Source organism: Rhizobium sp. BIGb0125 (genome assembly GCF_024810055.1).
In the GTDB taxonomy this organism is placed as follows: Bacteria; Pseudomonadota; Alphaproteobacteria; order Rhizobiales; family Rhizobiaceae; genus Agrobacterium.
In genome coordinates this window covers 103,827-123,425 of the sequence record NZ_JANUDV010000003.1, presented here as the reverse complement: position 1 = coordinate 123,425, position 19,599 = coordinate 103,827, and the positions used below count along the sequence as shown (strand labels likewise).

At 55.7% G+C, this 19,599-nt stretch carries 17 protein-coding genes; 5 read left to right on the top strand and 12 right to left on the bottom strand.

Annotated features, from left to right (window positions below; all coding sequences use genetic code 11):
* Window positions 1–80 precede the first annotated feature (80 nt).
* Together M2418_RS08745 and M2418_RS08740 are read left to right on the top strand one after the other, a co-directional pair.
* A complete protein-coding gene (locus M2418_RS08745) occupies window positions 81–1,895 on the top strand; it encodes a methyl-accepting chemotaxis protein (protein ID WP_310503184.1) in 1,815 nt (604 codons plus the stop codon).
* 203 nt (window positions 1,896–2,098) lie between these two features.
* Window positions 2,099–2,410: a flagellar basal body protein gene (locus M2418_RS08740; protein ID WP_259146035.1), complete on the top strand. Its 312-nt coding sequence runs from the start codon at window positions 2,099–2,101 to the stop codon at window positions 2,408–2,410.
* Window positions 2,411–2,415: 5 nt separating this feature from the next.
* Here M2418_RS08740 and M2418_RS08735 read toward each other — a convergent pair whose 3' ends face one another.
* Window positions 2,416–2,919: a hypothetical protein gene (locus tag M2418_RS08735; protein WP_259146033.1), complete on the bottom strand. Its 504-nt coding sequence runs from the start codon at window positions 2,917–2,919 to the stop codon at window positions 2,416–2,418.
* A gap of 141 nt (window positions 2,920–3,060) precedes the next feature.
* Between M2418_RS08735 and M2418_RS08730 the strand changes: the two genes are divergently transcribed.
* Window positions 3,061–4,329 carry an MFS transporter gene (locus tag M2418_RS08730; protein WP_259146031.1) on the top strand — a complete coding sequence of 423 codons (1,269 nt, stop codon included), beginning with the start codon at window positions 3,061–3,063 and terminating at the stop codon, window positions 4,327–4,329.
* A gap of 53 nt (window positions 4,330–4,382) precedes the next feature.
* On the opposite strand, the gene M2418_RS08725 is transcribed toward M2418_RS08730, so the two are convergent.
* The 5 genes from M2418_RS08725 to cysG form a co-directional block, all read right to left on the bottom strand.
* Window positions 4,383–5,195, bottom strand: a complete 813-nt coding sequence (locus M2418_RS08725) for a ferredoxin--NADP reductase (RefSeq protein ID WP_192488744.1) — start codon at window positions 5,193–5,195, stop codon at window positions 4,383–4,385.
* 191 nt (window positions 5,196–5,386) lie between these two features.
* Complete coding sequence (locus M2418_RS08720; RefSeq protein WP_259146030.1) at window positions 5,387–5,893, bottom strand: DUF934 domain-containing protein; 507 nt, start codon at window positions 5,891–5,893, stop codon at window positions 5,387–5,389.
* Window positions 5,894–5,905: 12 nt separating this feature from the next.
* Window positions 5,906–7,576: a nitrite/sulfite reductase gene (locus M2418_RS08715; protein ID WP_259146028.1), complete on the bottom strand. Its 1,671-nt coding sequence runs from the start codon at window positions 7,574–7,576 to the stop codon at window positions 5,906–5,908.
* A gap of 8 nt (window positions 7,577–7,584) precedes the next feature.
* Window positions 7,585–7,899: a DUF2849 domain-containing protein gene (locus M2418_RS08710; RefSeq protein ID WP_250981700.1), complete on the bottom strand. Its 315-nt coding sequence runs from the start codon at window positions 7,897–7,899 to the stop codon at window positions 7,585–7,587.
* A complete protein-coding gene (cysG, locus tag M2418_RS08705; protein WP_259146026.1) occupies window positions 7,892–9,364 on the bottom strand; it encodes a siroheme synthase CysG in 1,473 nt (490 codons plus the stop codon). The genes M2418_RS08710 and cysG overlap by 8 nt, the downstream gene beginning before the upstream one ends.
* Window positions 9,365–9,593: 229 nt before the next feature.
* On the opposite strand from cysG, the gene M2418_RS08700 reads away from it, so the two are divergent.
* Window positions 9,594–10,181, top strand: a complete 588-nt coding sequence (locus M2418_RS08700) for a deaminase (RefSeq protein WP_259146025.1) — start codon at window positions 9,594–9,596, stop codon at window positions 10,179–10,181.
* A 31-nt stretch (window positions 10,182–10,212) separates the two neighbouring features.
* The gene (gene mazG, locus M2418_RS08695; RefSeq protein WP_259146023.1) at window positions 10,213–11,046 is read left to right on the top strand and encodes a nucleoside triphosphate pyrophosphohydrolase; all 834 of its coding nucleotides are present in this window, start codon (window positions 10,213–10,215) and stop codon (window positions 11,044–11,046) included.
* A gap of 48 nt (window positions 11,047–11,094) precedes the next feature.
* Here mazG and M2418_RS08690 read toward each other — a convergent pair whose 3' ends face one another.
* From M2418_RS08690 to M2418_RS08665, 6 genes are all read right to left on the bottom strand, one after another.
* The gene (locus tag M2418_RS08690) at window positions 11,095–12,288 is read right to left on the bottom strand and encodes a GGDEF domain-containing protein (RefSeq protein WP_259146021.1); all 1,194 of its coding nucleotides are present in this window, start codon (window positions 12,286–12,288) and stop codon (window positions 11,095–11,097) included.
* Between the two features lie 297 nt (window positions 12,289–12,585).
* Complete coding sequence (gene hflX, locus M2418_RS08685) at window positions 12,586–13,917, bottom strand: GTPase HflX (protein ID WP_259146019.1); 1,332 nt, start codon at window positions 13,915–13,917, stop codon at window positions 12,586–12,588.
* Between the two features lie 180 nt (window positions 13,918–14,097).
* Window positions 14,098–14,340 (bottom strand): RNA chaperone Hfq, encoded by a 243-nt coding sequence (gene hfq / locus M2418_RS08680; RefSeq protein ID WP_027673217.1) that lies wholly within the window; start codon window positions 14,338–14,340, stop codon window positions 14,098–14,100.
* Window positions 14,341–14,538: 198 nt separating this feature from the next.
* The gene (gene trkA, locus M2418_RS08675) at window positions 14,539–15,915 is read right to left on the bottom strand and encodes a Trk system potassium transporter TrkA (RefSeq protein ID WP_259146016.1); all 1,377 of its coding nucleotides are present in this window, start codon (window positions 15,913–15,915) and stop codon (window positions 14,539–14,541) included.
* A 52-nt stretch (window positions 15,916–15,967) separates the two neighbouring features.
* A complete protein-coding gene (locus M2418_RS08670; RefSeq protein ID WP_259146014.1) occupies window positions 15,968–17,332 on the bottom strand; it encodes a sigma-54 dependent transcriptional regulator in 1,365 nt (454 codons plus the stop codon).
* Window positions 17,322–19,577 carry a PAS domain-containing sensor histidine kinase gene (locus M2418_RS08665; protein WP_250981707.1) on the bottom strand — a complete coding sequence of 752 codons (2,256 nt, stop codon included), beginning with the start codon at window positions 19,575–19,577 and terminating at the stop codon, window positions 17,322–17,324. Before M2418_RS08665 ends, M2418_RS08670 begins: the two co-directional genes overlap by 11 nt.
* Between the last annotated feature and the right edge of the window lie 22 nt (window positions 19,578–19,599).

Sequence of the window (19,599 nt, the reverse complement as noted above, 5' to 3'; positions counted from 1 at the left end):
TAACAAACGATAAAACAAATATAACTAATTATATCCACAGCATATCCCCTCCTACTTCCCTCCCTGTGGATCCCAAGCATATGTCTATCCGCTTCAAGCTAATTGCAAGCATCTCGATGCTATCGGCAGCTATTGCCACAATCGTTGCTGTTTCATTTTTCAGTATTTCCACCATTTCCGAGCGCACTTATTCATTGCTGCAAGACAGAATTCAGCCAATGGCCCAGCTCAAGATGGTTGCAGACATGTATGCCGTCAATATTGTCGACACCACGCACAAAATCGCTGGTGGTGAAATGAGCTGGGAGGACGGCAGCAGCAGTCTGGCAAGCGCTCAGTCAAACATTGACAAGGCTTGGAGTGCTTACGAGAGCAGCTACATGACGCCGGAGGAAAAAAATCTTGCGACGACATTCAAAGCGCATCTTGCCGAATCCGGCCCTGTCTTGAACGAATTGTCGCAAATCATTGCAAAGCGCGACATGCAGTCTTTGGTGATGTTCAGCCGCACCAAGCTCTATCCGACGATTGACCCGCTTTCCGGCCCGATCAACGATCTGATCAATTTGCAAATCGAAACTGCAAAGTCCGATTATCAGGCAACGCTCAAGGAAAAGAATTCCATATTCTTCTGGATGAGTGCTCTTAGCCTCGTCGCACTTGGCATCGTGGGTTTCTCGGTAGCTGTCGTTACCGGCGGAGTCTCCAAACCCCTGTCGCGGCTTGAAAACCTGATGCGCCGCATCGCCTCTGGCGACCTTGAGGTAAAGCTGTTTGGCGAAGATCGTAAAGATGAAATCGGCAAGATGATCGCTGCCGTTGCCGTGTTCCAACAATCTGCCATTACCAACCGTCAACTGGAAGCAGATGCCGCCGGTGCCCGTGCGCGCGCCGAGCAGGAACGCGCACGCCTGACAGCAGAGGCGGAAGCCGCAGCCCAGGCACGGCTTGAAGCCGCAACATCGGGCCTTGCAACAGGCCTGCAGCGCCTTGCTGCTGGTGATCTTGCTTTCCAAATCACCGAACCCTTCTCGGCAGATTTCGATGCGCTGCGCCACAACCTCAACAGTGCTGTCAGCCAGCTGAACACCACCATGATCGAAATCACCCAGGCCGCATTCAGCATTGAAAGCGGTACATTCGAGATCAGCCAGAGCGCAACCGACCTCTCGCGCCGTACCGAACAGCAGGCAGCATCTCTGGAAGAAACCGCAGCAGCGCTCGACCAGATCACCGCCAATGTATCCAACTCCGCACAGCGCACCAGCGACGCCCGCAAGTTGACTGGACAGGCCAACGAAAACGCTAAAAAGTCTGGCGAAGTGGTCGCGAATGCGGTGGCCGCCATGCAGAAAATCGTCCAGTCCTCGACGCAGATCTCCAGCATCATCGGTGTGATCGATGAAATCGCCTTCCAGACCAACCTTCTGGCTCTGAACGCAGGTGTTGAAGCTGCCCGCGCTGGCGAAGCTGGCAAGGGCTTTGCCGTTGTCGCGCAGGAAGTGCGCGAACTGGCACAACGTTCCGCGCAGGCCGCCAAGGAAATCAAGGAACTGATCCGTAATTCCGGCAACGAAGTTGAAAACGGTGTGAAGCTCGTTTCCGAAACAGGAACCGCGCTGAAGTCCATCGAGGAGATGATTGACGAGATCAACCACCATGTTGAATCCATCGCAACATCGTCGCGTGAACAATCCACGGGCATGTCCGAGGTCAATGTTGCCGTCAACCAGATGGATCAGGTCACCCAGCAGAACGCTGCCATGGTCGAAGAGACCAATGCGGCCAGTGCTACACTCGCCTCTGAAGCATCACGCATGAAACAGCTGATGAGCCAGTTCAAGCTCGGCCAGCAGCAGACGCAAGGTTACGCGCAAAGCCGTTACGCAGCGTAAGACAGAACTTCCTGCCCAAACAGAAAGCGCCGCCCTTACCAGCGGCGCTTTTCTTTTAAGTGCACGGCACGGACATGTCCTGTTTTGCGACAGTGACGCCAAACCGAGCAAGATTTCGCTTACCGCGTCGCTTCACCTTTCCCTAAGCCGTGCCGCTTAATGTGCACGACAGGTAAATAGGGCCAGAACAGGCAGGGCAACGCATGAGCATTTCAGCAATCACCAGCAACGCTCTATCAGGCATGCAGGCCCATAGCAGAAGCCTTGCGGCGACCGCCAACAATGTCGCCAATGTCAGCACGCCAGGTTATGCCCGCCTTGAAACCAGCTTTTCAAGCAGTGCCTCTGGTGGCGTTTCCGATTCTATCAGCCCATCCAGCGATGGCGTCAGCGTCGACCTCGCCAGCGAGATGCTTGATAGCATCAATGCCGAAATCGGCTTCAACGCCAATGCGCTCGTCTTTGAAACCGGCGCAGACATGTGGAACATGCTGCTCACCATCAAGCGCGACTGAACCGTTTACCGCGTCAGCTGAATATCGCTCGTCACAACGTTCTTTCCGTTTGCACCGTCTTTGTCGGTGGTACGAAGGCGCAGGCCATTATTGCCCACCTTGCTGATGGTCATATTGGCCACCCGGTCGCCATTGATTTCACGGTTCCAGCGCACGGTCAGATTTATAGCATCACCCTGACGTTTTCCGCTGAGCGCTGACGGGCGGCCGGACGGGCCAACATAATTGCCTTTATAGCTGTTGCCACTGGCCGCCAAGTCGGCAGATATCTCGCGTTTGACCACCACCAGTCCACGGCACGTGCCTTCCATGCGCAGCGATTGGCCCGCCGGATTGGACTGGAATGTGCAAGTAACCTTCACCGGCGATGCATTGGTTCGCATTCGCACGGTGCCGGTGCCCTTCCAGCTGCCGCCAAGACTAGCGAGAAACTGGCTTTCATTCGCCATTGCGGGCGGTGCAGCAACAACTGCGGCAAGCATAATGATCGATGCTAACTTATAGCTCATGACGCTGTTCCTTTTCACATGAACAGCCAACGTCCAGCAGTGCCGATAGTTCCTTCACACAGAAGCGTTAACCGTAACAGCAACCAATTTCAAAATCGCGCGTTTCACGCCAGCTTCGCCTCGCATCAGAAAGAGCTGTCGATGACAACGCTAACAACACCCATCCACTCAGACTCCCAATCCCTAGGCAAAACCCCGCATTCCGGCATCTCTGACCGTTCACTGCTGGCACTGGCTGTGCTGAACTTTTTCCTGGCCGATGCGCGGGATGGGCTGGGGCCATTTCTGGATGCGTTTCTCGCCACCAATGGCTGGTCGGCCATGCAGCTTGGCCTGATTGCAACGGTCGGCGGGCTGATCGGTCTTGCAGCAACGCCCCTGTGTGGGGCACTGGTCGACAGTTCGACCTGGAAACGGCTGCTGATTGCCGTGCCGGTCATCATCGTCACCGTTGGTGCATTGATCACGTTGATCTTTACCAAGGAGGCAGTTGTTTGGACCGGCCAAATCATGACGGCGGTTGTTGGCGCAGTCATAGGACCCGCCCTTGCTGGCCTGACGCTCGGTCTTGTTGGCGAGAAACTCTTTCCACGCCAGATTTCCCGCAACGAGTTCTGGAACCATGGCGGCAATTTCGTCTCGTTATTTGCCACCTATATGGCCGTGTCGGCCTTTGGTATTTCGGGTGTCATCGGGTTGATGATCGCCACCGCTGTCGGAGCACTGGCCGCAATTGCTGCCATTGATCCGAAACGCATTGATCACAAGGTTGCCCGCGGCTTGGCCGAGGACAAGGGTGAGCCGGGGCCGTCCGGAATAAAGATATTGCTGAATGAAAAAGGCCTGATTTTCCTGGCCATCATCCTGCTGATTTTTCACTTCGGCAACGCACCGATGGGCCGCTTGATCGCGCAGGATTTTGCCATTGAGCTCAACTCGCCGTTTCGTACCACCGCCATCATTACCGGTGTCGCGCAATTTGCCATGATCTTCGTGGCAGCCGCAGCACCGTGGCTCATTCGCCGGTTTGGTCTGTCGACCGTGTTTCTGATTGCGCTGATCGCTTTGCCCATTCGCGGCCTGCTTGCCGCGTCCTTCGAACAGTTCTGGGTGATTTACCCCGTGCAATTGCTTGATGGCATTGGTGCTGGCCTGCTGGGCATTGCCACGCCGGTTGCGGTGGAACGTATTTTGAAAGGCACGGGCCGCTTTAATGTCGGCCTTGCCAGCGTCATGACACTGCAAGGCATCGGCGCCTCCTTGAGCAACGGCGTTGCAGGCTGGTTGACCACCAAGGGTGGTTATGCGCTTTCGCATCTTGTTGGCGGCGGCATCGCGGCCATTGCTATCGCCTTGTTCCTGCTGTTCCGACACGACATCGTGCCGCCAAAGGATACGGAAACGGCCTGAATGCAAAAAGGAGACCGCGAGGTCTCCTTTTTCAATTCACAAGGTCTTGTCGATCAACCGACGAAGGCGCGTTCGATCACGAATTCCGCTGGCTTATTGTTGGCGCCTTCATTGAGGCCAGCCTTTTCCAGCAGTTCCTTGGTGTCTTTCAGCATTGCGGACGATCCGCAGATCATGCCGCGATCGATTTCAGGATCGAACGCAGGTACACCAAGATCGGCAAACATCTTGCCGTTTTCGATCAGATCGGTGATGCGGCCGGTGAAGGGATAATCTTCACGGGTCACCGTTGCGTAATGTTTCAACTTGTCGCCAACCAGTTCGCTCAGGAACTCGTGGTTCTTGATTTCCTCGACCAGATCAAAACCATATTTCAGCTCAGCCACGTCACGGCATGTATGCGTGAGAATGACTTCCTCGAACTTTTCGTAGGTTTCGGGGTCACGGATAAGGCTTGCGAAAGGCGCAATGCCGGTACCGGTCGAGAACATGTAAAGACGTTTGCCGGGCGTCAGCGCGTCCAGCACCAGCGTGCCTGTCGGCTTCTTGCGCATCAGCACCGTGTCGCCTGGCTTGATGGCCTGCAGGTGCGAGGTCAAAGGACCATCTGGCACCTTGATCGAGAAGAACTCAAGTTCTTCGTCCCAAGCCGGGCTGGCAATCGAATAGGCACGGTAAACAGGCTTTTCACCGACCATCAGGCCGATCATGGCAAACTCGCCAGAGCGGAAACGGAAACCGGCCGGGCGTGTCATGCGGAAACGGAACAGACGGTCGGTATAATGCTCAACCGAAATCACCGTCTCGGCGTAAACGCCGTCCGGAATCTTGGCTGCGAATTCTTCATTCTTGGCTGGAGCATTCATGCGTTGGTCCGTCCATTTCAGGTCTACGATGGATATTGCAGGGCAATTATACCATTCCATGCCGCTTTTAAAGGCATGGAATGTCATAGCTGGTCTACGTTTGAAAAATATGCACCAAAATCTCATGTTTTCATGAGATCAGTTGCAAACCACCCACCAAAATTAAGCTTCGGCTTGCAAAATACGAGATGTCATACTGCCGCACGCCGACGCCAGCTGTATGAATCAGTGGTCAGAGCTTCCTTGACTGCTGGCTGATAGTGAACATCAATGCCTGGAATACGATGTTCAGACAGTCTGCGGATCGCCGTTTCATTGGTCACCGACAGGCTGGAAAAACCGGTGCGCAACATATGCGGAATCTGGTCAAGCAGCACATCGCCCACCGCCCTCACCTCGCCAGCAAAGCCAAGGCGCGAGCGCAGCAATGAGGCATGGCTAAAGCCGCGACCGTCATTATAGGCCGGAAATGAAATGGCGACCAGCGCGATACGGTCCAGATAAGGTGCAAGACGCAACACATCATCGGCAGGCTTGATCAGCACGCCAAGGTTCACGTCATTGCTTTCCTCTACCTTCACAAGGAAGTTATCAAGATCAAGGATCGACTGTTGATCGTCCGTGGCCTTTACGTCCTCGGTTTCGATAACCCAGGGGTCGTTCTCAACAAAGCCGCTTTCGTTCCAGATTTTTGTCATGTCCAATTTTCCTTATGCCGCTTCTGCCGCAGTGCCATAAAGCGCATCCTTGAAAGGTTGCTGCCCGACACGACGGTAGGCTTCAAGGAAAGTCTCCTCTTTCGACAGGCGCAGGCCAATATAGGTGTCGACAATCGTCTCGATGGCGTCGGTTACCTTTTCAGGCTCGAAACCACGGCCGATGATTTCACCGATCGAGGTGTTTTCATCACCAGAACCACCCAGCGTGATCTGGTAAAGCTCCGCACCCTTCTTTTCCACGCCCAGCAGGCCGATATGGCCAACATGGTGGTGGCCGCAGGCATTGATGCAGCCGGAAATCTTGATCTTCAGCTCACCAATTTCCGCCTGACGCTCTGGCGAACCAAAACGGGTGGAGATTTCCTGCGACACGGGAATGGAACGCGCATTGGCAAGCGCGCAATAATCCAGCCCGGGACAGGCAATGATATCGGTGATCAAACCGGCATTGGCGGTTGCCAGGCCCGCTTCGGCGAGAGCCCGGTAAACCGGCTCCAGATCGGCCAGCGCCACATGCGGCAAAATGATATTCTGCTCATGGCTGATGCGGATCTCATCCAGCGCATATTCCTCGGCAATGTCTGCCACGATATCCATTTGTGCATCGGTCGCATCGCCTGGAATGCCGCCAATCGGCTTCAGGGAAATCGTCACCATGCCGTAGTCAGGGTGCTGGTGCGGCTGTACATTCTGATCCACCCAGCGGGCAAAGGCTGGATCAGCCTTTTTCCAGCGGGCAAGGCTTTCCCAGCCCTCGGCACGCGCCTGCAGGTCAGGGGCGGCAAAATAGGTCGTGATGGCCTGAACATCGGCTTCCGGCAGCTTCAACTCGCCATTGCGCAGGTGCGCAAATTCTTCGTCCACCTGACGGGCCAGCTCTTCCGTGCCGGTTTCATGGACCAGGATCTTGATGCGTGCCTTGTATTTGTTGTCGCGGCGGCCATGCAGGTTATACACGCGCATGATGGCCGTGATGTAGGACAGCAGGTCCTCTTCCGGCAGGAAGTCGCGCAGTTTCTTGGCAATCATCGGCGTTCTGCCCTGCCCGCCACCGACGTAAACGGCAAAACCGATCTCGCCCTTGTCGTTTTTCTTCAGGTGCAGACCAATGTCATGAACCTGAATGGCGGCGCGGTCGCGCTCGGCACCGGTCACGGCAATCTTGAACTTGCGCGGCAGGTAGGAAAACTCTGGGTGCACGGACGACCACTGGCGCAGGATTTCCGCGTAAGGCCGTGGGTCTGCCACCTCATCGGCGGCAGCGCCGGCAAAATGGTCGGCAGTCACATTGCGAATGCAGTTGCCGGATGTTTGCAGCGCGTGCATTTCCACGCTGGCAAGCTCGTGCAGAATATCGGGCGTATCCGACAGTTTTGGCCAGTTGTACTGGATGTTCTGGCGGGTGGTGAAATGGCCGTAACCCCGGTCATATTTGCGGGCGATATGCGCCAGCATGCGCATCTGCCGCGCATTCAACGTACCATAGGGAATGGCAACACGCAGCATGTAGGCATGCAGCTGAAGGTAAACACCATTCATCAGTCGGAGGGGCTTGAACGCATCTTCAGCCAATTCGCCAGAAAGGCGGCGCTCTACCTGATCACGAAACTGGTCCACACGGCTCTTTACGAAAGCGTGATCGAATTCGTCGTAGCGGTACATGTTATTCCTCAGACTGCAATAAAGGCGGAATCGGCAGGCTTGAAGCCCGCTGCATAATGAATGGTCGGGCCAGCGGCACGAATGCGCTCTCTCAAACGCGTCGGCCAAAGACGGCCATCCTGTTCGGCGACATCAACCAGATTGACATCGACCACACGGTTTGCGGAAAAGTCGCGTTTGCCAACCTCTTCCAGCGAAGCAACCGCTTCGGCGTGGCGGGCAACAAAGGCCGCCTGCAGGTCTTCCGTCCATGTGCCATTGGCATCAAGCCATACGGCAATGCCATCGCCCAGCCGGTTCGCAGTCAGAACCTTGTCAGCCATTTTCATACTCCTTCTTGCGATCCGCGACCCGGCCAGACAGGGCCAGAGCCTCGGATCTCTCAAAATTCGCGCCAGCAACCGCTTCCCCAATGATAACCATGACAGGACCTGTCAGTTCATCCCGGAATTCGAGGTCGGGCAAATCGTTCAACGTGCCGTGCAACAGGCGTTTATCGCTTCGGCTTGCATTTTCAATAACCGCCACAGTGGTTTCCGCAGCCAGCCCCGCATTCATCAGACGGGTTGCCACAGAGGCGGCAACTGTACGCCCCATGTAAACGGCAACCGTCGCACCTGACACAGCAAGGCTTGCCCAGTCCGGCAGGATATCGCCGGTCAGATCATGGCCGGTGGTGAAGATTAGCGAGGAGGCAACGCCACGCAGGGTCAACGGTAGTTCGAAATCGGCAGCTGCAGCAAAGGCAGAGGTGATGCCCGGAACGATCTGGTAGGAAATACCGGCTTCACGCAGTGCCGCCATTTCTTCGGCCGCACGGCCATAGACCAGGGGATCGCCGGATTTCAGGCGCACCACACGTTTGCCTTCCAGTCCCAACTGCACCAGCAACTTGTTGATCTCGTCCTGCGACTTGCTGTGGCAGCCCTTGCGCTTGCCAACCGACAGACGCTCGGCATCACGCCGGCCCATATCGACAACAGCCTGCGGAACAAGCGCGTCATAAACGATCACATCGGCTTCCATCAGCACGCGCTGCGCCCGCAGCGTCAAAAGGTCTTCGGCACCTGGGCCGGCACCCACCAGCCAGACATAACCCTTGGCGTTGCCAGCCGTATTCAGCAGCCTGTTGGCCTCGGAGCGCGCCGAAGCGCCATCATTGACAGCAACCGCGTCGGCAACAGGACCCGAAAAGAACTGACGCCAGAAGCTGCGTCGCAAGGCACCCTTCGGCACCAGCTTTTCAGCCGCATCACGATATTCGACAGCCAGACGCGCCAGGGCACCAAGCGATGGCGACAGCATCTGGTCAATGCGCGCACGGATCATCTGCGCCAGAACCGGGCCTGCACCCTCCGTGCCGATGGCAATGGCCACCGGTGCACGCGACACCAGTGCTGGTGTGAAGAAATCGCAATAATCAGGCTGGTCGACAGCATTGGCCGGAATGCGGGCTGCACGGGCAGAATCGACGATGGCGCGGTCCTGCGCACCGTCACCGGTGGCGGCAAAAACCAGCGATGCACCAGCAAGCACATCAGGGACAAAAGCCTGCGCCACATGCTGCACACCACGGCCTTCATGCTCACGCAGAAAACCGGCATAGTCTGCTTCCGGCTGATCGGCATAGGCGATGATACCGGCATTGGTGTTCAACAGCAGGCGGACCTTGGCAAAAGCCTCATCGCCATTGCCAAACACGGCAACGCACTTGCCCTCCACCTTGAAGAAGGCGGGAAAGGTTGAAAGCCGGTCACTGGCATATGGGGAGGCACTGTCCTGATACATGTTTCAAAGTATCGCTGATCCGGCCAAATACTTGAAGAAACAGAAATTCCACCTAACCCAATAGCTGGATTTTTCTTTTCTGCGATTGCTGGCTTTTGAGGATAACTAACCAACCCTCCCTAAAACATACGCCTAAAAAGCCCTAAATCCATCGAAAAACCGATGTTTTTGCTTCACATTTTAGGCAAAACGCGAATATGGTCGGGGACAAATTTCGAGGAATGAAACCGTGGAAACCACAACACTTGCGTCCCGCCTTCTCGATGTTATCGAGCATGACATATTACCGCTCACGACAAAAGGTGTCGCGACCGGAAACAAGGTTTTTGGCGCCGCCATCCTGCGAAAATCCGACCTGTCGCTGGTGATTGCCGAGACCAATAACGAGCTTGAAAACCCGCTGTGGCACGGTGAGGTTCACACCTTGAAACGCTTCTACGAGATGGGTGAAAAGCTCAACACCAAGGACCTGATTTTCCTGTCTACCCACGAGCCTTGCACCATGTGTATGTCGGCCATCACCTGGGCGGGATTTGATAATTTCTACTCTTTCTTCAGCCATGAGGATTCACGCGATGCCTTCGCCATTCCACATGACCTGAAAATCCTGAAGGAGGTTTTTGGCCTCGAACCGGGCGGATATCGCCGCAACAATGCGTTCTGGAATTCCTATTTCATTGCCGACCTTGTGGACAGCGAGGCCGAACCGGCCCGCGCGCAGCTGAAAGCGCAGACAGATCGCATCAAGGCGATTTACAACAGCCTTTCCGACACCTACCAATCCTCCAAAACCGACAACGACATTCCCCTTAACTGACCCCGTAACGGACATAGCCGAAAGCAGCAGCATGGAAGCCTCGAAGGACATCTCCCGCCTCATCGAGATCATGGAGGCGTTACGTCAGCCGGAAACCGGTTGCCCGTGGGATATCGTGCAAACCTTTGAAACGATCAAACCTTACACGATCGAAGAAGCCTATGAGGTCGCAGACGCTATCGAACGCAAGGACACGGATGATCTTTGCGAGGAACTCGGTGACCTTCTGCTGCAGGTGGTATTCCATTCCCGCATTGCCGAGGAAATGGGTGAGTTTTCCTTTGGTGACGTGGTTCATGCCGTCACCTCAAAAATGATCCGCCGGCACCCGCATGTCTTTGCCGTGTCCGACGCGGACACGCCTGAAACGGTAAAACTGCAATGGGATGCCATCAAGGCCGCCGAGAAGCGCGAGCGTGCGGAGCGCCGCGCCAAGCGTGGTATCACCGAGGATTTCAAGGCCGGTTTCCTGGGCAATGTCCACCGCAGCCAGCCGGCATTGACCGAAGCACTGAAACTGCAGGAACAGGCTGCACGGGTCGGTTTCGACTGGTCCAAGCCGGAACCGATCCTCGACAAGATCGAGGAGGAAGTGGCAGAACTGCGCGAGGCGCTGGCATCTGGCAAACCGGAAAAAGTGGCTGACGAACTCGGCGATCTGATTTTTGCACTGGTCAATATCGGACGCCATGTCAGTGCGGATCCTGAGACGGCGCTGAGAGGAACGAACACAAAGTTCCGTCGCCGTTTCAACCACATAGAACAAAGCCTTGAATCAAATAATGAGCGCCTTGAAGACGCGGGCCTTGAGCGCATGGAAGCGCTGTGGCAGGCGGCCAAGGCTATCGAGCGGCAACTGGACTGATTGCGTGTATCTACCGCTATGGCCCGGTGACGGGCCATAGGTGCCATATCAGGAGATTGCTGTGCGTATGGCGTCAGCCGATCCAGCCTCCACCGGCTCAAGGTCTTGCAAACGGAACACCGTCAGGCGGTTACGTCCGGCACCCTTGGCCGCATAAAGGGCGATATCGGCCTTTTTCAACAGCAGCTTGGCAAAGCTCACCTTCTCCTCGCACACGGCAATGCCCATGCTGAGAGTGGCCGATATTTCCTTGTCTTCAGCTGTGTGAATGATGGCGCTGACGCAGGTGCGTATCTTCTCGGCCAGGATGGCAGGATTGTCCTTGCCGGAAGCACGCAGGAAAATGACAAATTCCTCGCCGCCGAACCGGGCAATCACATCATTGGGGCGCAGCATGGCCGACAGTTCCTGCGCCACCCGCGCCAGTACCTCGTCGCCAGCCAAGTGGCCATGCGTGTCGTTGATCTTCTTGAAGTGATCAATATCGGCCATGACGATGGCATCACCCACCCGCAGCGTTTCCGGCAGTCTTTCAAAAAACGAACGACGGTTGGAAATGCCGGTCAGCGCATCAATGTTGGCAAGGCGCAGCAAGTCTGCCTCGGCCCGTTCCTTGACCAACGCCATCACAAAAACCGCAATGGCAAAGTGGCAGACAATCGACAGGAAAAACGCGTTGGTCGGCGCAATGATTGCAACCGTTGGAAACTGATACCCGACAATGGCCATGATCCGCAGCATGGCGGAGGTTGCAAGCGCAAGGCTCAGCACCACGCGCACTGGCAATTTCTCCAGCATGCGGTCGCGGTACACGCAAAATGCGGCAATCAACAACAACATCGCGGCCAGTGCATTATAAAGGCTCGCCCGCAGTTCGGCGACCATATACCAAGCGGCACCAACCAGAAAACCTGTACCTATGATGGGAACCAGCATGACCAGCCACTGCCGGTTGCTTTTGCGTTGGCTGCTGACGCGGCACACGCCCACGACGAAGACTGCATAACCAATCGCACCCGCCATAAACGCCACCACCGACCACAAGTAGATCTGCTCGGGCGTCTTGCGTCCAAAAATCACAAAGGTTGAAGCAAGGGCGCTGAGGAAAAAACCGATCGACAGAAGACCGAGACCAATATTGCCAGACGAGCGTGAGCGCACGTAAAGGAAACACAGCGCACCGACAAAAAACGACATCTGGTGCAGCAGCAGGACGGTTTGCGTATCAAGAGGTTCAGTCATTCAAAAACTCATCGGTACAGTATGCCTATTATCAGAAAGGCCCTCCCAAACCACAACCGATAAAACCTCGTTGCGCAAAAAAGTAAAAAAATAGAAAAAACAACCGGGATTTGACAATATCAGCCGCACACGCTGGAGGCGAAAAATGCCCCAACAGCGGTTCTGATATATCAACATTGAGCGCTAACTCTTTGTTTTAAGATAAAACTATCTGCACAGCGATCACGCCACCAGTCCCATGCACTTCGTTAAGCCTGTCTGCAAGTTTATCCTGTGAATGTGTGTTGGAAGCGGTGATTACCGCTCCCATTCCTCGGGCTCGCTTATCGCTACCTTGCCGAGCTTGCGTTCCAGCTGCGCGGTCTGCGCTTCCGACATGCGCACATCAAGCGCGACGGAACCATCTTCACGGTCCTCACGCTCATCGACAATTGCATTGTCATAAACCCATGAAAGCAGATGAAGCTTATCGACTGGCAGGATGACCGTCGTTTCGGTCAACACGCCGGACAGACGCACCGAAATCTCGTCCATCAGGGCATCAACGCCCTCACCCGTCACAGCCGATACGGCCTTGATGTTGTCACGCCCTTGCACGCGCTGCATGATGGCGTCATGGGCCTCGGTTTCCAGCCTGTCGACCTTGTTCCACACCTCGACAACGCGTTCGGACATTTCCTTCTCATCGATCCCGAGATCGGCGAGAATACGCAGCACGTCAGCCGACTGCGCGGCATTGTCGGGGTCCGACATGTCACGCACATGCAGAATGAGATCGGCTTCCAGCACCTCTTCCAACGTCGCGCGGAACGCCGCGACAAGGTGGGTTGGCAGGTCGGAAATGAACCCCACGGTATCGGAGAGAATGACGGTGCGGCCATGCGGCAGCTTCATGCGACGCAGCGTCGGGTCAAGCGTGGCAAACAGCATGTCCTCGGCCAGCACGCCAGCACCGGTAATGCGGTTGAACAGCGTTGACTTGCCGGCATTGGTATAGCCCACTAGCGCGACGATCGGATGCGGCACCTTGCGGCGTTTTGAACGGTGCAGCTGGCGCGTGCGAACAACCTGTTCCAGTTCACGTTCCAGCTTGACGATACGATCCTGCAACAGACGACGGTCGGCTTCGATCTGAGTTTCACCTGGACCACCCATGAAACCGGCACCACCGCGCTGACGCTCCAAGTGGGTCCAGCTGCGGACCAGACGGCCCTTCTGGTAGTTCAGGTGGGCAAGATCAACCTGCAGCGTGCCTTCCTTGGTGGATGCACGACGTCCAAAGATTTCCAGAATGAGGCCGGTACGGTCAATGACCTTGGCATTCCAGTGTTTTTCAAGATTGCGCTGTTGCACCGGTGTCAGAGGATGGTCGACGATGACCAGGCCGGCATCATGCTCATTCAGCAGGTGGTTGATTTCTTCAATCTTGCCAGTGCCAAACAGAGTGGCCGGGCGCGGCTGGTTCACTGAGACGACCAGACCGGCAACAACTTCAAGATCAATGGCGAGCGCCAGACCCTTTGCCTCTTCCAGCTTTGCATCGCTGGAGCGCACTGGAGCGACGATTATCGAAGGGTCTTTTGACTCACGTCCCTGCTTGAGAACCGGCACCAGCACCACCGCGCGCATATCGTCCCGATGCTTTTCCAGTTCGGGAATAATGGATTCACTTGATGTGTCGCGTGTCGAAATGGTCTTATATCCTGTCTAGAAAACGCCTAAAGGGCAAACGGGAAACACGCCTAAACGTTCCCTTGCCCTTTTGGATCGCTATGTTTTTAACGCTCTAACCGCGAGGTCAGCCTATATTTAGGCAGCACCCTCTTCGGTTTCAAACATCTGCATCGGCTGACCGGGCATGATGGTCGAAATCGCGTGCTTGTAAACAAGCTGCGAATGGCCATCACGACGAAGAAGAACGCAGAAATTGTCAAACGACGTGACAACACCCGTCAGCTTCACACCATTGATAAGGAAAATCGTCAGCGAAATCTTTTGTTTGCGAACGGTATTAAGGAAGAGATCTTGCAAATTCTGAGAACGTTCCGCCATGGCGCCGCTTCTTTCTTTCTTGCCGGCAAAAACGCCGGAAAATAATCAATCAATAACCGCTGGTTGAGTAGGTTCAACCCCTCATAACCCTCGTCCGCGACTCTGGTACCAAATCGCGCAATTTTGCGCAATGTCGAAAGCGTACGGAATGGTTCGCCAGCAACATATGATGCACCAATTCCGCAAAGAAAAACCAGCCTAAAAATACTGTATCGACACCCGGAACAATTGTTCCACATCACGCACCGCATCTGCGGCGGCAAATAGCACAACCCGGTCCCTGGCCTTGATTTTCATCGAGCCATCCGGACGCAGCACCTTGCCTTCACGATAGATGGCACCAATACGGATACCGTCAGGCAAATCGAGGTCACGCAACATCTGCCCAACCAATGGTGACGTTTCCAGTGCTTCGGCCTCAATGACCTCGCCAGAGCCCTTCTGCACCGAATAGACCGAGCGAATGCGCCCCTTGCGCACATGCTGCAACACACGCGAAATGGTCACGGCACGCGGATTGATGAAGGCATCAATGCCAAGTGATTTCGTCACATCATGGAAAGACGTGCTGTTCAACAAAACGAGGTTTGACTTGCAGCCAAGCTGCTTTGCCATGACCGCACCAAGAATATTCGTCTGGTCATTGTTGGTCAGCGTTACGATCAGGTCTGCATCCTGAATATCGGCCTGCAGCAATATCTTCTGATCGACCACAGAACCATTGAGAACAATGGTCTTTGACAACAGGTCAGACGCTGTGACTGCTTTTTCACGATCAAATTCGATGATCTTGACCCTGGTATTGGGCTGCAATTCCTCGATCTTGCTGGCCACGTAATGGCCGATATTACCGGCACCGGCGATGATGATGCGCCGCGCCTCCTGCTCGTCATGGCCAAACAGACCAAGCGTGCGGCGCGCATGCTGGCGCTGACAGATCACATAGGCCAAGTCACCGGTGCGCAACTGATCGGAGGAGCGTGGCACGATCAGCAGGCCGTTACGGTAGATGCCGGTCACAGTGGCAATCAGATCCGGAAACAGGCTGCTCAGCTGGTGCAGAGGCGTGTTGATGACAGGGCAGTCTTCCATGCATTCAATTGCCAGCATGGAAATATTGTCGTCGGCAAAACGCACAACGTCATTGGCGCCGGGAAAGGCGATGCGCCGCAGCACCATTTTACCGACCTCAACCTCCGGCGAAATCGTCACGTCGATCGACATGTTTTCGCGGCTGAACAGGTCGGCATATTCCGGCTGCAGATAGCTCTGGTCACGGATACGGGCAATCTTGGTCGGCACGCTGAACAGTGCATGTGCGACCTCACAGGCAACGATGTTGATTTCGTCGTGCAACGTCACGGCAATGATCATGTCGGCCTGATCGGCACCGGCCTTGGCCAGCATGTCAGGATGCGCGCCGTGCCCGACATAACCACGCACGTCGAGCGTCTCGGTAATGGCAGTAATCAGCGCGGCGGATGTATCAATGACGGAGACTTCATTGTCTTCCCGCGACAGCTGCTCGGCAATGCCGTAGCCAACCTGCCCCGCACCACAAATGATGACCTTCATGATACCTCTTCACCCGCCGAATCGACACGCAGATCGCGTGCCTTCCCGATGCTTATACGCCGAGTGATTTCAATTTGCGATGCAGTGCGGAACGCTCCATTCCGACAAATTCTGCCGTGCGGGAAATATTGCCACCGAACCGGTTGATCTGCGCCACCAGATAATCCCGCTCGAACATTTCACGCGCTTCACGCAGTGGCAGCGTCATGATGTGCTGATCACCCTGCGCGGAAATCTTCGGTAGCATGTCGCCAATATCGGACGGCAGCATGTCGGCAGTAATCGTCGGATCACCACCTTCAGGACGCGCCAGGATCATCAACCGCTCGATATTGTTACGCAGCTGGCGAATATTGCCGGGCCAGTCATGGCTCTGCAGCACGGCCATCGCATCATCGCCAATCTTGCGTGAGCGAATACCGGCCTGCTCGGAAATCTGGCGAATGAACATGTCGACCAGATAAGGAATATCCTCTCGGCGTTCCGACAAGGCAGGGACCTTGACCGGCACCACCGCCAGACGGTGATAGAGATCTTCGCGGAAACGCCCTTCGGCAATCAGGCTTTCAAGATTATAGGCTGTCGACGAGATGATGCGGATATCCACCTTCACCCGCTTGCCGCCACCCACACGTTCAAACTGCTGATCGATCAGCACGCGCAGGATCTTGTTCTGTGTTTCGCGTGGCATTTCCCCGACCTCATCAAGGTAGAGAATACCGCGATGCGCCTCTTCCATCGCACCGATCTTGCGCGGCTGTCCCGGCTGACCTTCGGTGCCAAACAGCGCAATCTCCATGCGGTCCGGCGTAATCGTCGCGGCATTCAGCGCCACGAACGGGCCGGAAGCACGGCTGGACTTCTTGTGGATCATGCGCGCCACAAGCTCCTTGCCGGAACCGGAAGGCCCAAGGATCATGATACGGCTATTGGTCGGGGCTGTACGATCAATGGTCTGGCGCAGTTGCGATACGGCAAGCGACGCACCGATCAGTTCCGCCGAATCACCGGTGCGCTTTTTCAGTTCTTGCACTTCACGCTTCAGCTTGGAGTTTTCCAGCGCACGTTCAGCAATCAGAATAAGGCGGTCGGTCTTGAACGGCTTTTCAATGAAGTCAAACGCACCGCGCTTGATTGCGTTGACGGCCGTTTCGATATTACCGTGACCGGAAATCATCACCACCGGCAGGTCCGGGTGGCGGCTTTTGATTTCATCCAGCAATGCCAGACCGTCAAGACGGCTGCCCTGCATCCAGATATCCAGAAACACCAGCCTCGGCACGCGTTCCGAAATCGCTGCAAGCGCGCTGTCGGCGTCATGCGCCATACGTGTTTCATGCCCTTCATCGGACAGAATACCCGCAACAATCTCGCGAATGTCAGCTTCGTCATCCACGACCAGAATATCAGACGCCATAGGCCACTTCCTTGTCACTTGCTGCTTCGGTCGCATCAAGATGCGGCAGAATCACTCTAATCATGGCACCATGGCCATGGTCGAAATCGGCGGGTGCATCATGCAGTTCGATCTGCCCGCCATGCTCTTCAATAATCTTTTTGACGATTGCCAGACCAAGGCCGGTGCCCTTGTCCCGCATCGTCATATAGGGCTCCAGAATGCGGTGCCGATTTTCAGCTGGCAGGCCACGGCCGTTGTCGATGACGTCAACCACGAAGTGATCCGTATCGAACTGGCTGCGCACCAGAACTCGGCCTTCACGACGCTCGCCGCCATCAACGTCAATGGCATCGATCGCCTCGACAGCGTTCTTGATCAGATTGCCAAAAGCCTGCCCCAGCATACGTGCATCAAACAACCCGTTCTGGGCATCTTCACCCAGTTCGGTGCTGATCTTCACGTGGCTTGCGCCAATTTCCCGCAGGAATGCCGCATCCTTCAGAATATCGCGTAGATCGGACTTTTCCTTTGTCGGCTTCGGCATGCGTGCGAACGCCGAGAACTCGTCGACCATGCGGCCGATATCGCCCACCTGGCGCACGATCGTGTCGGTACACTGGTCAAAGACCTGCCGATCCTCATCGGCAATCTGCTTGCCGAAGCGGCGCTTGATGCGCTCGGCAGACAGCTGGATCGGCGTCAGCGGGTTTTTGATTTCATGGGCAATACGGCGCGCCACATCCGACCAAGCGGTAGAGCGCTGCGCAATCACCAGATCGGTAATGTCATCAAGCGTAATGACATAGGCGTCACGGGCCGCTTCGCGCGTTACCTTCACGTTGAGCGCCCGTTCCTTGCCACGTCGCATGATGTTGATCTGCTTGTGGAACTCACCACGCGACCAGACGGCAGCCTCAGTCACCACCTGATCGATCTCAGGCGCTGCATCACCCAACTTCACGCCCATCAGCTTGTCGGATGGCATGGCGAGGAAATCCTCGGCCGATGGATTGGCAATGGTGATCTGCCGGTCCTCATCCACACCGATAACCGCCGCTGTCACACCTGACAGCACAGCCTCGATAAAGCGCCGGCGTGCATCGATATCGTCCTTGGCTTCGAGAATTTCGCGCTGCTGGGTGCGGATTTCCGAAATCATCTTGTTGAAGGTGCGCGACAACCTTCCAACGTCGCCGTCAACGGCGCGCACTGGCACCAGCACATTCATGTTGCCGGTTGCCACACTGTCAGCCGCACCGATCAACAGGCGGATCGGCCGCACGATACGGTCGGCCACCGCAATGGCGGTCCAGATGGCGGCCAGCAGCACGATTAGCGCAAAACCGAGATAAAGAATCGCAAAGGCCACCTGCAACGAGGCGCGGCCCGCCTCCATGGCTTTGTATTCATCGCGGTTTTCATCCATCAACCGCATGGCGACCATGACCTTCGGGTCAACCGCGCGCACGGTATAAAGGAACGTGCCACCGATGCTGTCGAGCTTGATGATGGCGCCAACCAGGTTGGTAATGCCAGGCGGAATAAGCGTCGGCTGACCGGCAGCGGCCTTTTCCAACGCATCCTGCGGAATGGCTGGCAGTGGTTTTTCCGTTTCGATATTTGCCTGCACGATGGCATCGCCATCTTCACGCACCAAAAACGCGCCAAGTAGCCCACGGCCCTTCGCCTGCCGTGTCAGCAGGTCCACAAAACCGGTACGGTCGAGATAGAAAAGAGCGCGGTTGCGCTCGAGGTCATTGGCCATGGAAAGCGTCTGCCCCTGAACATAGGAGGCATTTTCCATCATATAGGCCTGCGCCACATTGCTGGAGGATTCCACAATCGACTGGGTTCTGATCGAGAACCAGCGATCAAGACCGGCATTGAGGGTGATACTGGCAAAAATCGCCACCAGAACCGCCGGTGTAATCGCCACAATCGAAAACAGCACAACGATGCGGATATGAAGGCGCGCAGCGGCGCGTCCCACCCGGCGGGCTTTCAGCAGACGGCTGACTTCACGACCGATCAGATACATCAGGCCAAGCACGAACAAGCCGTTGATGACACCAAGGCCAATCACAACGTTGGATGTTGGCGAAATGGGGGTCAGGCCAACGAGAATAAACAGGGAGAAGATGGCGCACGAAAGCGCAGCGCCAGCCAGCAAAAGACCGGGCAACGCAAAGGATATGCGCCGGTCTTTCACACTTGCATCACTCACGTCACTGTCCGCAGCGTAGTCGGCGGCAGGTGTTCGCATTCAATTCTCCTGATTGCAGCCA

What these genes read in the sequence shown, in the direction of transcription:
- M2418_RS08745 (WP_310503184.1), top strand. Translation starts at nt 81, where the DNA reads ATGTCTATCCGCTTCAAGCTAATTGCAAGCATCTCGATGCTATCGGCA.
- M2418_RS08740 (WP_259146035.1), top strand. Translation starts at nt 2,099, where the DNA reads ATGAGCATTTCAGCAATCACCAGCAACGCTCTATCAGGCATGCAGGCC.
- M2418_RS08735 (WP_259146033.1), bottom strand. Translation starts at nt 2,919, where the DNA reads ATGAGCTATAAGTTAGCATCGATCATTATGCTTGCCGCAGTTGTTGCT.
- M2418_RS08730 (WP_259146031.1), top strand. Translation starts at nt 3,061, where the DNA reads ATGACAACGCTAACAACACCCATCCACTCAGACTCCCAATCCCTAGGC.
- M2418_RS08725 (WP_192488744.1), bottom strand. Translation starts at nt 5,195, where the DNA reads ATGAATGCTCCAGCCAAGAATGAAGAATTCGCAGCCAAGATTCCGGAC.
- M2418_RS08720 (WP_259146030.1), bottom strand. Translation starts at nt 5,893, where the DNA reads ATGACAAAAATCTGGAACGAAAGCGGCTTTGTTGAGAACGACCCCTGG.
- M2418_RS08715 (WP_259146028.1), bottom strand. Translation starts at nt 7,576, where the DNA reads ATGTACCGCTACGACGAATTCGATCACGCTTTCGTAAAGAGCCGTGTG.
- M2418_RS08710 (WP_250981700.1), bottom strand. Translation starts at nt 7,899, where the DNA reads ATGGCTGACAAGGTTCTGACTGCGAACCGGCTGGGCGATGGCATTGCC.
- cysG (WP_259146026.1), bottom strand. Translation starts at nt 9,364, where the DNA reads ATGTATCAGGACAGTGCCTCCCCATATGCCAGTGACCGGCTTTCAACC.
- mazG (WP_259146023.1), top strand. Translation starts at nt 10,213, where the DNA reads ATGGAAGCCTCGAAGGACATCTCCCGCCTCATCGAGATCATGGAGGCG.
- M2418_RS08690 (WP_259146021.1), bottom strand. Translation starts at nt 12,288, where the DNA reads ATGACTGAACCTCTTGATACGCAAACCGTCCTGCTGCTGCACCAGATG.
- hflX (WP_259146019.1), bottom strand. Translation starts at nt 13,917, where the DNA reads ATGCGCGCGGTGGTGCTGGTGCCGGTTCTCAAGCAGGGACGTGAGTCA.
- hfq (WP_027673217.1), bottom strand. Translation starts at nt 14,340, where the DNA reads ATGGCGGAACGTTCTCAGAATTTGCAAGATCTCTTCCTTAATACCGTT.
- trkA (WP_259146016.1), bottom strand. Translation starts at nt 15,915, where the DNA reads ATGAAGGTCATCATTTGTGGTGCGGGGCAGGTTGGCTACGGCATTGCC.
- M2418_RS08670 (WP_259146014.1), bottom strand. Translation starts at nt 17,332, where the DNA reads ATGGCGTCTGATATTCTGGTCGTGGATGACGAAGCTGACATTCGCGAG.
- M2418_RS08665 (WP_250981707.1), bottom strand. Translation starts at nt 19,577, where the DNA reads ATGCGAACACCTGCCGCCGACTACGCTGCGGACAGTGACGTGAGTGAT.